Annotated in this window: 14 protein-coding genes; 2 read left to right on the plus strand and 12 right to left on the minus strand. The window is 60.1% G+C overall.

Annotation, left to right across the window (positions count from 1 at the left end; genetic code table 11):
* Positions 1–386: 386 nt before the first annotated feature.
* The 9 genes from rplI to ACYVIT_RS17370 all read right to left on the minus strand — a co-directional run bounded on the left by rplI (position 387) and on the right by ACYVIT_RS17370 (position 7148).
* Positions 387–842 carry a 50S ribosomal protein L9 gene (gene rplI / locus ACYVIT_RS17330; RefSeq protein ID WP_415806005.1) on the minus strand — a complete coding sequence of 152 codons (456 nt, stop codon included), beginning with the start codon at positions 840–842 and terminating at the stop codon, positions 387–389.
* A gap of 14 nt (positions 843–856) precedes the next feature.
* On the minus strand, positions 857–1129 hold the full coding sequence (gene rpsR, locus ACYVIT_RS17335; protein ID WP_415806006.1) for a 30S ribosomal protein S18: 273 nt from the start codon (positions 1127–1129) through the stop codon (positions 857–859).
* 77 nt (positions 1130–1206) lie between these two features.
* Positions 1207–1530, minus strand: coding sequence for a primosomal replication protein N (gene priB / locus ACYVIT_RS17340; RefSeq protein ID WP_415806007.1), 324 nt, complete (start codon positions 1528–1530; stop codon positions 1207–1209).
* A gap of 35 nt (positions 1531–1565) precedes the next feature.
* Positions 1566–1943, minus strand: coding sequence for a 30S ribosomal protein S6 (rpsF, locus tag ACYVIT_RS17345; RefSeq protein WP_094822015.1), 378 nt, complete (start codon positions 1941–1943; stop codon positions 1566–1568).
* A 131-nt stretch (positions 1944–2074) separates the two neighbouring features.
* On the minus strand, positions 2075–3061 hold the full coding sequence (locus tag ACYVIT_RS17350) for a DUF817 domain-containing protein (protein WP_415806008.1): 987 nt from the start codon (positions 3059–3061) through the stop codon (positions 2075–2077).
* Between the two features lie 8 nt (positions 3062–3069).
* On the minus strand, positions 3070–3864 hold the full coding sequence (folE2, locus tag ACYVIT_RS17355; RefSeq protein WP_415806009.1) for a GTP cyclohydrolase FolE2: 795 nt from the start codon (positions 3862–3864) through the stop codon (positions 3070–3072).
* 199 nt (positions 3865–4063) lie between these two features.
* Positions 4064–5956: a 1-deoxy-D-xylulose-5-phosphate synthase gene (gene dxs, locus ACYVIT_RS17360; RefSeq protein WP_415806010.1), complete on the minus strand. Its 1893-nt coding sequence runs from the start codon at positions 5954–5956 to the stop codon at positions 4064–4066.
* 7 nt (positions 5957–5963) lie between these two features.
* Positions 5964–6875: a polyprenyl synthetase family protein gene (locus ACYVIT_RS17365; protein ID WP_415806011.1), complete on the minus strand. Its 912-nt coding sequence runs from the start codon at positions 6873–6875 to the stop codon at positions 5964–5966.
* A 6-nt stretch (positions 6876–6881) separates the two neighbouring features.
* A complete protein-coding gene (locus tag ACYVIT_RS17370) occupies positions 6882–7148 on the minus strand; it encodes an exodeoxyribonuclease VII small subunit (protein WP_415806012.1) in 267 nt (88 codons plus the stop codon).
* A 266-nt stretch (positions 7149–7414) separates the two neighbouring features.
* Here ACYVIT_RS17370 and ACYVIT_RS17375 point away from each other — a divergent pair, with 266 nt between their 5' ends.
* Complete coding sequence (locus tag ACYVIT_RS17375) at positions 7415–8476, plus strand: acyltransferase (protein WP_415806013.1); 1062 nt, start codon at positions 7415–7417, stop codon at positions 8474–8476.
* A gap of 204 nt (positions 8477–8680) precedes the next feature.
* Positions 8681–9826, plus strand: a complete 1146-nt coding sequence (locus ACYVIT_RS17380; RefSeq protein ID WP_415806014.1) for an aromatic ring-hydroxylating oxygenase subunit alpha — start codon at positions 8681–8683, stop codon at positions 9824–9826.
* An 80-nt stretch (positions 9827–9906) separates the two neighbouring features.
* On the opposite strand, the gene ACYVIT_RS17385 is transcribed toward ACYVIT_RS17380, so the two are convergent.
* The 3 genes from ACYVIT_RS17385 to pdxA form a co-directional block, all read right to left on the minus strand.
* Positions 9907–10779, minus strand: coding sequence for an MOSC domain-containing protein (locus ACYVIT_RS17385; RefSeq protein ID WP_415806015.1), 873 nt, complete (start codon positions 10777–10779; stop codon positions 9907–9909).
* Positions 10780–10864: 85 nt separating this feature from the next.
* Positions 10865–11770, minus strand: coding sequence for a GntR family transcriptional regulator (locus ACYVIT_RS17390; RefSeq protein ID WP_415806016.1), 906 nt, complete (start codon positions 11768–11770; stop codon positions 10865–10867).
* A 4-nt stretch (positions 11771–11774) separates the two neighbouring features.
* Entirely contained in the window at positions 11775–12830 is a 1056-nt protein-coding gene (pdxA, locus tag ACYVIT_RS17395; RefSeq protein WP_415806018.1) for a 4-hydroxythreonine-4-phosphate dehydrogenase PdxA, read from the minus strand.
* Between the last annotated feature and the right edge of the window lie 2 nt (positions 12831–12832).

The following is a 12832-nucleotide window of genomic DNA, read 5'->3' on the forward strand; positions in this document are numbered from 1 at the left end:
AAATGAACACAGGCCGCAACAGGTATGCCAATGCGGATCCGGCGTCGCGGAATAGGTCGAAAGAGATGGGACGGGCATGAGATCGAGTAATCGATCAGCTGAAACCATAGGCTACCATTCTCAAACAAAACAATATCGAGAGCCCTATGCCGCACTTTGTCTTGGGGCGGCCCGGCAAGAAAAAAAGCCCCCGCGCTGCGCCTTCGGCTTGCTGCCCCCCGAGGGGGCGTTTTTTGTCTTGGGGCGGCCCGGCAACAAAAAAAGCCCCCACGCTGCGCCTTCGGCTTGCTGCCCCCCCCCCGAGGGGGCGTTTTTTGTCTTGGGACGGCCCGGCAACAAAAAAGCCGGCACCGCCGGCTTTTTTGCAGGTGTGAACCGAGTGGTGCTTAGGAGATGTCGCCTTCGACCAGCACGTTCACGTCCACCAACACATCCGCGTGCAGCGCGACTTGGATGGGGTATTCGCCGACGGCCTTCAACGGACCGTTGGGCAAGCGGACTTGAGCCTTTTCGACGGCGTCAAAGCCGGCTTTCTTCAGGCCTTCGGCCACGTCGCCGTTGGTCACGGAACCGAACAAGCGACCGTCAACGCCGGCCTTTTGTTGGATCTTGAGTTGGTAGCCGTTCAGGCGGGCACCCAGAGCCTCGGCAGCAGCCAGCTTTTCAGCCTGGACTTTTTCCAGTTCGGCGCGGCGGGCTTCGAATTCCTTCAGGGCGGCGTCGGTAGCACGACGAGCCTTTTTCTGAGGGATCAGGAAGTTACGAGCGTAACCATCGCGAACACGGACGACTTCGCCCAGGTTGCCGAGGTTGACGACTTTTTCGAGCAGGATAACTTGCATTTCAGTGCCCCGGATTAGTTGTGGTTGTCGGTGTAAGGCAACAGGGCCAGGAAGCGCGCACGCTTGATGGCGCTGTCCAGCTGGCGCTGGTAGTGAGCCTTGGTGCCGGTCAAACGAGCCGGGATGATCTTGCCGTTTTCTTGCACGAAGTCGCGCAGCGTGTCCAGATCTTTGTAATCGATCTCTTCGACGCCAGCGGCGCTGAAGCGGCAGAACTTACGACGCTTGAACAGCGGGTTCTGCTGCGTGAATTTACGTTTTTCTTTGCGTTTTCCGAAGAAAGCCATGATGTGCCTCTTAGTCTAGCTGGGCCAGGTGTTGTTTAGCCTTGCCCAAAATCTGATGTCTGAATCCGATGTTTCTGTTAAGCCACCAACGGGTCATGCCCTGCACTACCACCGACTTTACGGACCTGCTGCATATGCAGCTTGACCTTTACCGAGTCTTTGCGAGCAGCGGCCAGAAAGCCCTGTATCAGCAACTCGGTCCCCAGAGGGGTGCCGGCCAGCAGTTGTGCCAGATCGCCCAAGGCCACAGCGGTAATCGTGAGCTCGACGCGGCGCGGATGGCCTGCCTCGATGACTTCCGATTCGTGGGCCAGCAGCATTTCCAGCGCTGGCACGCCGGCGGGAGTGTGGCGCAAAGGCTCGCATTCGAGAACGCGGGCGCTGAGTTCCAGGGTATTCATCCGCCAGATCGTGGTGAAAAAACAGTATCGTCGGGTTATTGAGCCTGAGCAGGAGCCGCGGCTTCGGCGCTGGCCTTGCGGGCCTCTTCACGCTCGACCGATTTCATCATGATCGAGGGCGTGGTCTGGGCTTTCTTGGTCTTGATGACCAGGTGGCGCAGAACAGCGTCGTTGTAGCGGAACGAGTGCTCGAGCTCATCCAGCGTGGCTTGGCCGCACTCGATGTTGATGCAGACGTAATGGGCCTTGACGAGCTTTTGAATGGGGTAAGCCAGTTGGCGACGGCCCCAGTCTTCCAGGCGATGCACGGTGCCGCCTTGGCCAGTAACCAGCGCTTGGTAGCGCTCGACCATGGCGGGCACTTGCTCGCTTTGGTCCGGATGGACGATGAACACTACTTCGTAGTGACGCATAGGTAAAACTCCTTGAGGATGTCCTGACGAAAAGCGACGCTGAACACGCCGTTCCCCGCCAAGGGGCAGCCCGCCACCCAAAAAACATGGGCAATCGAGCAAGAAAGCTTTTAATTATCGCCGATTTTTTGTCATGAAGCAATATGCAGCCCTGCGCCCCCGCCACAGCGGTAGCGGACAGGACGGTTGACAATGCTCACCATGACGTAGCTGATGATCATCAGCAGAAACCAGGACCCCAGCTTCGCAGGCGACACCCAATCCCAGCCATGCTGTTGGTTCGGATAACTCCAGGCCCGCGCAAAGGTACCGATATTTTCGGCAAACCAGATAAACAATGCCACCAGTGCGAAACCCACCAGCAGAGGCATACGCCGGTGGACCCGCCAGATACGGTAATACACCCACGTGCGCGCAAACAGCACGCCAGTCAACGCGAACAGAACGACCCGCAGATCGACGATGTAATGATGCGTGAAAAAATTGGCGTAGATCAGCGCCGACAACAACAGCGTGGCTGCCAGCGGCGGATGAGAAGTGAACTGGAAATCAAACAGGCGCCAGACCCGCGCCAGATAGCTGCCGACGGCGGCGTACATGAAACCGGTAAAGAGCGGCACACCGCCCAGGCGCAGGACACTGGCCTCTGGATAGATCCAGGACCCCACCGAGGTTTTGAACAGCTCCATGATCGTGCCCACCACATGGAACATCAAAATCACCCGGGCCTCGGCCCAGGTTTCCATGCGCAGCATCAACAACACGGCCTGAATGCCTAGCGCCGCCAAGGTCAGAAAATCATAGCGCGCCAGCGCAGCGTCCGTTGGATACCACCAATGCGTGGCCAGCAGCAGAGCGCACATCAACCCGCCAAACAGGCAAGCCCAGGCCTGTTTGACACCGAAGCGGAAAAACTCATAGAGAGCCGTACGTACACGGCTGTGGCCAGCCCAGCGCTGAGCCAATCCGGTTTCCCAGCCTTCGAGCCGCGCGATCAGCGGCCAGTCACGCGCGGCAGGGTCCGCCTCGACCGAGTCTAGGCGAGACGGAGCTGCGGCTACCGCCCCCTGTGCAGGCTGGCCGACAGGCGGCGAGCCAGAGGCGGACGAGCCGCTCATTCGCGCGCTTAGCCTTCTACAACAGCGTAAGCGGAATGGTTGTGAATGGATTCGAAGTTTTCGGCCTCGACGCGGTAACGCGCCACACCGGGATAGGCCGCCACGCGCGCAGCCACGTCACGGACCAGGTCTTCGACGAATTTGGGATTGTCGTAGGCGCGCTCGGTGACGTATTTCTCGTCGGGCCGCTTGAGCAGTCCCCACAGCTCGCAGGAGCCTTCGTCTTCGACCAGGCGAATGATGCGATCCATCGCAACGTCGCCATTCAATACGGCCGATACCGTTACGTGCGAGCGCTGGTTGTGCGCGCCGTATTCGGAAATGGCCTTGGAACACGGGCACAGGCTGGTCACAGGCACCTGCACGACCAACTCGAATTCGACCTGATCACCAGCAGCACGCGCGATCCATTGCACCTCGTAATCGAGCAGGCTTTGCACGCCCGATACCGGAGCGGATTTGTTGATGAAATACGGGAAAGCTGCCGTAATGTCGCCACGTTCGGCATGCAACAAGGGCAACATGTCGCGCGCCATTTCGGAGAACAGCGCCGGCGTCATCGGGACGGTGCGGTATTTTTCCAACAATGCCACGAAACGCGACATATGCGTGCCCTTTTCCTCGGCGGGCAGAGCCACCGTCAGGGTCCAGTTGGCCACGGTAGGCTGCGGGCCGTCGGCCGTCGCCACCAGCATGGGATGGCGCACGCCACGGATGCCTACGCGCTGAATCGGGATGTGCCGCGTATCAGCCGAGCTCTGGACATCGGGCATCACGAGGGCGGAATCGATCGGAGAATTCATAGGATTACCTGTCAGGGCAAAAAAGAAAAATCCACTGCCCTGAAATATGTCAAGGGGGCCATTATTACCGAAAACATGGCGTTAGGGCCGGGAAAACCCTCTTGCCAGTAGGTTAGCCCACCCGACTGGCAGCCCGGAGTTTACGCCGAGACGGCGCACAGGCACCACGGCATGTGGCGCCAAGCGGCCATTCCGGAGGTTATGACTGCGAGGCCGGCACGGCGTCCGCAGTGGCGTCTTGCCGCACAAAACGGGCGCGGATGGCATTCTCGATGCCCGTTGCGTCCAAGCCGACGCCAGCCAGCAAGGCCGCCTGATCGCCATGGTCGATGAACTGATCGGGCAACCCCAATTGCAAGACCGGCACCTGCACGCCCTCTTGGTTGAGCAGTTCTGTCACGGCACTGCCTGCTCCGCCCATGATGGCAGCTTCTTCGAGCGTGACCAGCGCATCGTGGCGCGCAGCCAGATCGAGGATCAGTTCACGATCGATAGGCTTGACGAAACGCATGTCTGCCACCGTCGCATCGAGCGACTCGGCGGCAGCCAGCGCGGCGTGCAACAGGGTGCCGAACGCCAGAATGGCAATGCCCTTGCCCTCGCGCCGGACCAAGCCTTTACCGACCGGCACCGTATCCAGGCTGGAGGTAATCTCGGCACCGCATCCGGCGCCGCGGGGATAGCGCACCGACGCCGGGCCGGGATATTGGTAACAGGTCGACAGCAGCAGCCGTGCCTCGTTCTCGTCAGAAGGCGTCGCCACCACCATATTGGGAATGCAACGCAGATAGGCAATATCGTAATTGCCGGCATGCGTCGCCCCGTCGGCCCCGACCAGACCGGCGCGATCCAGCGCGAAGGTCACATCCAGGTTCTGCAACGCCACATCGTGCACGAGTTGATCGTAACCACGCTGCAAAAAGGTCGAATAAATCGCCACCACCGGCTTTTGACCCTCACACGCCAGGCCTGCGCCAAACGTCACCGCATGCTGCTCGGCGATGCCCACGTCGAAATAACGGCGCGGAAAACGTTTCTCGAACTCGACCAAACCACTGCCCTCACGCATCGCAGGCGTGATTCCCACCAGGCGTTCGTCTTTCTCGGCCATGTCGCAGAGCCATTGCCCGAACACCTGAGTAAAGGTCTTGCGCGACGACGGCTTGCCCTGCTGGATGCCTACGGTCGGGTCGAATTTTCCGGGGCCGTGATACAGCACCGGATCGGCTTCGGCCAGCTTGTACCCCTGCCCTTTGCGCGTGACCACGTGCACGAACTGCAGGCCTTGCAAGGCCTTGAGGTTTTGCAAGGTCGGAATGAGGGCATCCAGGTCGTGGCCGTCAATGGGGCCGACGTAGTTGAAGCCGAATTCTTCGAACAAGGTGGCCGGTGTGACCATGCCCTTGGCATGCCCTTCGAAGCGGCGTGCCAACTCGAGCACAGGCGGCACATGTTGCAACACTGCCCGCCCGACATTTTTTGCGGTCGCATAAAAGCGTCCGGACATCAGACGCGCCAGATAGCGATTCAACGCGCCCACCGGCGGCGAGATCGACATATCGTTGTCGTTGAGCACCACCAGCAAATTGATATCCGGCGTGACGCCGGCGTTGTTCATTGCCTCAAAGGCCATCCCGGCCGACATCGCCCCATCACCGATCACGGCGATATGCTGACGTTGGATGCCAGCGTTGCGCGAGGCGACCGCCATGCCCAGCGCGGCCGAAATCGAGGTGGACGAGTGCGCCGTGCCAAACGCGTCGTATTCGGACTCGCTGCGTTTGGGAAAGCCTGAAATGCCGCCCGCCTGGCGCAGATGCGCCATGCCGGCGCGCCGGCCCGTCAGGATCTTGTGCGGATAAGACTGATGGCCCACATCCCACACGATGCGATCATGCGGTGTGTCGAAAACGCGATGCAGCGCCAATGTCAGCTCGATGGTACCCAGGTTCGACGACAAATGGCCGCCCGTCTTGGATACCGATTCCAGCACAAAGCCGCGCAACTCCTGCGCCAGAACCTTGAGTTCACGGCGATCTAGTTGGCGCAGGTCCGCCGGGGTGTGGATACGGTCCAGTATTTCTGTCGTCATGCTCGGTTCAGCGATCTCTGAGTACGATGTAGTCGGCCAGACGGCCCAACATCGAGGCGGAATCCCCTAGCGGGACCAGTGCCGCATGGGCCGCAGCGCGTAGCTCTTCGGCCAGCGCACGGGCATTGTCCAGCCCCAATAAAGAAACATAAGTGGGCTTGTTGCCCGCGGCGTCCTTGCCCGCGGTCTTGCCCAGACTGGCGGTGTCGGCAGTCACATCGAGAATATCATCGACTACCTGAAACGCCAGGCCAATGGCATGGGCGTAGTCGTCGAGCGCCTCGCGCGTCGCCGAACTGGCGCCAGCCACAATGCCGCCCAATGCCACACTGCATGCCAGCATAGCGCCGGTTTTCATCGTGTGCATGGTTTGCAGCTCATCGCGCGACAGCGAGCGGCCCACACTATCTAGATCGATAGCTTGCCCGCCCGCCATTCCCAGGCTACCGGCGGCCTGGGCCAGTGCGCGCGTAGCCTGCACGACGAGGGCAGGTGCGATGGGCATTTCGGCCAACAGCTCAAACGCCAGAGGCTGCAGCGCATCGCCCGCCAGCATAGCCGTAGCCTCGTCAAACTGCACATGCGTCGTAGGACGGCCGCGACGCAGCACATCGTCGTCCATGCACGGCAAATCGTCGTGGATCAAAGAATACGCGTGAATGAGCTCGACCGCCGCAGCGGCGCGATCCATCGAGGCCTGTACAGCGACAGTACTGCCATTGACCGGGCACGCCTGGCCTGCCGCATAGACGAGCGCAGCACGCACCCGTTTGCCACCGCCCAGCACGGCATAACGCATGGCAGCATGCAAGCGTGCGGGTTGCGTATCCACCGACGGCAGACAGTCGTCCAGCACGGTTTCAATATGCTGTGCGCGGCCCTGCAGCCAATCCGCGAACGCAAGATGTTGTTGAGTCATTCGATTTTATTCTTCGTCCAGCGCATGGGGGTCCAGGGGCCGCAGCAGACCGTCCTCGAGGACTTTGACCTGCTGCTCCGCCTGCGCCAGGCGCTCTTGGCAAATACGGGTAAGCTCGACGCCGCGGCGATAGGCTGCCAGCGATTGCTCTAGCGGCAGCGATCCCCCCTCCATCGTGGCGACCAGCGTTTCGAGCTCGGCCAACGCCGTCTCGAAATCCTGAGGCAGAGGACGGTCGTCTTGAGGAATATCGGTGTGCGAGGAAATGGCCAAACGGGGCTCCGAGCGCAAAAAGAGTCATTAATTTGTGAATTGTACGAGATCGCGAACCCTGCCCGTTCGTATACGGACGTGTGAAATAAATAAAGCCTCTATACCGCAACTGCGGCCTGCTGTTCGCACTCAACGCCCTTTTCATCCTGAGACGCTTTGTAAAAAAACGCGCCAGCAACCGCCATGCCCGGGCCTGTATTTGCATTTATATGCCACGATTAACGGCTGGAAACACTGCCTCACGGCGGCACTGCTATGGTGACCGCATGCATCAACGTCTGAACGCTTCTTCTGCGTCTACCGCCGCCCAGGCGCTTTCCCCTTCCGCTCTCAACGACCGCCTGGATCGGCTGGATGCCGCACGCTGGCTGGCCGCACTGGCCGTCGTGTTACTGCACTGTGCCGCGCAGGCGGTATCGGATGCGAATGCGTATGGCACCAAAGACTGGCTGGCAGCCAATCTCTATGACTCGGCGGTGCGCTGGTGTGTGCCGGTATTCGTCATGATCAGCGGCGCTCTGCTGCTCAATCACGACAAGCCCCTGGATGCCCGGCAGTTTTATGCGCGCCGCGCCGCGCGCATCTGCGCGCCCTTGATTTTCTGGACCTTGTTTTATCTGGCATGGCGCAGCCTGCTCGACTGGTGGGACGACGGCCGCATGGATTTGTCGTTCTGGCCACGCAAAATCGCAGAAGGCGCCCCCTATTACCACCTATGGTATCTGTACATGATCGTCGGGCTGTATCTCTTTACCCCGATGATCAAGGCGCTCTACCATCGCAGCCAGCCTGCTGTGCGGCGCCTCTGGGTGGTCGGTATTTTAGGCGTGGCGATTCTGGACGCGTTATATCGGCAGGCGCTGGACACCGGACAGGGCTTTTTCCTGACATGGTTCCTGCCTTACCTCGGCTATTTTGTCGCCGGCCGCATGATCTACGACGGTGAGCTGCGTATTCCGCGCCCCGGCTTGATGCTGGTGCTCAGCGTGCTGGCTACCGCCTGGGGGGTCTTCACCTTGTCGGATTCAGGCAAGCTGAACCTGTACTTCTATGACTATTTCAGCATTACCGTGCCGTTCATGTCGCTGGCGGCATTCCAATGGATCATGAATAGCCCCCGGCTGCCGTCGCTTTCGACGTTGGCGCCGCTGACATTCGGGGTCTATTTGATCCACCCCCTGTTTTTGGATCTGGCAGACCGCACAGGACCGGTCATCACGCCCAGCGCCGCCTGGAGTCTGCCGGTGCAAACCGTCACCGTATTCGCCCTGTCGGCGGCGAGCTGCTGGCTGTTGCGGCGTCACCCGGCTACACGAAAACTGGTGTGATATTGTGATTTATGACACGTTTCTGACCTAACCCCCTCTAACTTTTGTCATTTTTTCTGAGTTGATTCGCATTTCGCTGCCGTTTTTACCCCCTGGATTCCTTGAATAGGGTAAACTCCAACGTTTGATCGGCCGGACCGATTTTTCTTCGCGCCAGAACGGAAACCCTGCCGTCCTGGCTTTTTTATCCGAGCGGAGGGAATCATGACCGACATTGGTCGGATGGCGCATGTTGTGCCGGCTCGCACCCAGCTACCCGTCAACGCGTATTTTGACGAAGCCCGCTTCAAGCGCGAGCAAGAACTCATTTTCAACCAGTCATCTCTATACGTCGGCAACCAGAAATTGGTACCCGAGGTCGGCGACTGGCGTACGTTGCCTCAAGAAAACGGAGGGCGCGTGCTGGTTCGCAACCAGCAAAGCGTTGAACTCATCTCAAATGTCTGCCGTCACCGTCAGGCATTGATGCTCGGCGGCGAGGCCGGAAATGTCGCAGGCAACTGCAACACGAAAGGCAACCTGAAATCCACAGGCGGCAATATTGTCTGCCCCCTGCACCGTTGGACGTACAACAACCAAGGCGAGTTGTTGGGCGCGCCTCAGTTCGAACAAACGCCCTGCATGAATTTGCAGAAATACCGTTTGCGCGATTGCCATGGCCTGCTCTTCGAGGGTCCTCGTGACCCGGCTTCGGATATGGCGCCGCTGTTTTCGCGTCCCGAGTTCGACTTTGGCGATTACGTGCTGGACCATGTCGAGATCCACCAGTGCAATTACAACTGGAAGACCTTTATCGAGGTCTATCTCGAGGACTATCACGTCGGCCCGTTCCATCCGGGCTTGGGCCGCTTTGTGACGTGCGACGACCTGACGTGGGAGTTCAACGACTGGTACAGCCTGCAAAAGGTCGGCGTACACAATGCGTTGGCGCAACCCGGCTCGGACGTCTACAAGCAATGGCATGATCGCTTGCTATCGTTCCGCGAGGGCGATGCACCGGATTTTGGCGCAGTGTGGGTGACGTATTTCCCGACGCACATGATCGAGCTGTACCCGCATGTGCTGGTACTGTCGACGCTGTATCCAAAGAGCCCGCAAGAAACCGTGAACGTGGTGGAGTTCTACTACCCCGAGGAGATCGCGGCTTTCGAACGCGAGTTCGTCGAGGCGCAACGTGCGGCATATATGGAAACGGCGGTCGAGGATGACGAGATTGCCGAACGCATGGATGCCGGGCGCAAGGCCTTGATGCTGCGTGGCGTTAACGAGACTGGGCCTTATCAATCACCAATGGAAGATGGCATGCAGCATTTCCATGAGTGGTATCGGCGGGTGATGCAAGAAGGGTGAGCCTTCTTGCGGTGAACCGCTATAGCGTTATTGTTTGCAGAGGGCATCTCGATAGAGGTGCCCTTTGTTTTTTAGAACCGCTAAAAATCGAGCTCGATTTCCACCTCATCGCCCACGCTCAATCGCCCGCCCTCTGGCGCACTCACAATCGCATTCTGACCAAAGACGACGCCGATTTCCAATTGGCGATAAGTCGCCAACGTGCGACCAGGCTCCTCGTAGCGCTCGCCTGTCAGTTGATCGATATTGGGCATAGGGCAACGCGTGCAAGGCTTGACCAAGGCCAGGCGCACATCGCCGACCGACACCAACGCGGTGACATCCTCGTCAAAGGCCTCCCATTCGCCCTCGATGACGATATTGGGCCGGAATCGATCCATAGGCACAGGAGATTGACCTTTGGCAACCAACCGGGCATTCAGATCATCGAGCGAAGCCTGATTGGCAATCAAGAGTGGAAAGCCATCTGCGAATCCGAACACGTGATCGCCGGCAAAGGCCTCGGCAAACTCTGGGTGAGCCTCTCGCCAACGATCAACCCAGTCGGTTTTGGCAGGCCGTTGCGCTTGTACATCGACCTTGACCAGCACGCAGTTCACGCCTAGCGCCTGACTGAGCCATGCGGCCGCGTCGGAGCTCTCCTCGCGGGCCAGGACGGTGTCTTTCCAGACGACCACATCGCGCACGTTGTCACTCAATTGCGAACCGTCGAGCGGAATTTGCAGGGAGGGCTGATCGGGCGCCTGCAGCTCGAGATGAGTATCAGTGAGCGCCGGCCGAATCCGCGCCATCGCGGGCCACTGGCGCTGCGTCATGAACTGACCGTCGGCGGTCAGGATCATCCAACGGCGATCACCGAGCAGACCCGCTCGGTCGATCGACGACGCGGACAAATCAATAGCGGCGCAAGACTTGATGGGATAGATATGCAGGCTGAGTATGCGAGCAGTCATGACGGAGGCCCATGAGCGAAGAGGAATGCGCCAAGCTTAGCATCGGCGCGCATCTCGCAGGATGACGGGCAAGCCAGCGCTCCGGCTATTTACCTTCGCGCAATTGACGCAGCACTTCCAACGCGGTTTGCAGTGCAGCCTCCGCAGCAGCCAGTGATGCAGCGCTCGGCGGCACAGCCTCGGCCGACGAGCCAGCCGCGGAATGTTTGACGCTGTCGGGCAAGGCCGCATGAATACGCTCACCGACGGGCGTCACATCGACGTCGAACACCAGTTTTTCGCCGCGATGCCAGGTCGTGAACCACTCGAGCGCCTGGCCATGCTGGTCGTGCCCTTGGCCTTCGAGCATGAGCAATGGACTGCCCTTCTTGACCTCTAACGCATCGGCCAACGCCGCATCGGCGCCCACTGCCCGGATACGGTTACGGCCACGACCAGGGTGCAAACCAAAGCGTTGAACCAGGATGCGATGCAACGACGCGTCCTGCAAGTGATCGGCCATCAACCCCGCTAGGCGCGTACGTGGCAGCCATGTGCGGACAAACGCCAGGGGTTCGTCATCCACACGACGCAGACGCTCTAACAACAACGTATCTTCAGAACCAAAAAACGCCGCCACCTCGGGAGGAGGTGCCGCCGGCTCCAGCCGCAATACCCGCGTACGCAGGGTCGTCCCCGTACTGGCAAACTGCTCGAACAATCCCGTGGAACGTTGCACCATACGATGGTGCTCTACCGGCGGCGCCACCGTGGGAGCCCGGCCAGGTTCACGCCGAATCAGGCCCTCGGCCACCAACGCCGCCAGCGCCTGGCGCACCACACTGCGCGCCACGCCAAACTGACGACACAATCCTGCCTCACTCGGCAACGCCGTCCCCGGCGCCAATTGCCGCGCCTGAATATCATGGCGCAGCGCCTGGGCAACTTGTACATGCAGAGGGGCATCGCTGGATCGATCCAGCGATGCCCCGGGGTTGGCGCTCAACGCCATGGAATCAGCCTCCGGTGGTGGAGCGCGCAGTTTCCCATACTTGCGACCAACCCGGGGCGAGATGCGCTGCACGCTCGGCAGCCAATACCAGGCTGTCTTCACGTGCGATGCCTTTGCCGGCGATATCAAAGGCGGTGCCGTGATCCACGGACACCCGCACCACCGGCAGGCCGACCGTGATGTTCACACCATCGTCACCATAGACCGACTTGAACGGCGCATGCCCCTGGTCGTGATAGCAGGCAATCACGAACTTCCATTTGCCGCGCACCGCCTGCGGGAACAAGGCGTCGGCAGGAATTGGGCCAGCGGCGAGAATACCGGCAGCATTGGCCTCGACCACTGCGGGCACCAGAATATCGGCGTCTTCGGTACCGAAAATGCCGTTCTCGCCGGCGTGCGGATTCAGGCCCGCGACGGCAACCGGCTCGTCGCTGCGACCCAGCGCTTTTGCAAACGAACCCGCCAGACGCAATACGGCGCGCATACGCTGCGGCGTCACATCGTCAATGGCCTGGCGCAAGGACACATGCGTCGTGGCATGGAAAATGTACAAATCGCCGGCGGACAATACGAGCGAGAAAGTCTTCACACCGAATTCGTGGGCCAGCAATTCGGTGTGGCCCGGCCACTTGTGGCCACCCAGGTGCATAGCGGCCTTGTTCAACGGCGCCGTCACAATGCCGTCGATACGGCCCTGGCGGGCCAGCTCGCAGGCGGTTGTGACGAAACGCACCGAGCCCGCGCCCGCATCGGCGCTCAACTGACCAGAGGGAACATGCTCCAACGAGGGGCCTGCCTGAATGACTTCGATCATCCCGGGTGCGTTTTTCACCTGCTCCGGGCCGTCGACGACGACCACGCGAGAAGCGTCGGCGCCCAACGCCTGGGCGGCTTTACGCAAGGCAGCAGCGTCGCCCACCGCGACCAGGCGCGCACGTTGACGCAGATCGTCATGGCCCAACAGCATTTTGGCGGTGATCTCCGGCCCAATACCTGCAACATCACCCAGCGTGACCGCCAGGGTGGGAATACGGTTGGGGGTTGCGTCTTGCGTCATAT

The organism is Bordetella muralis (assembly GCF_054781015.1).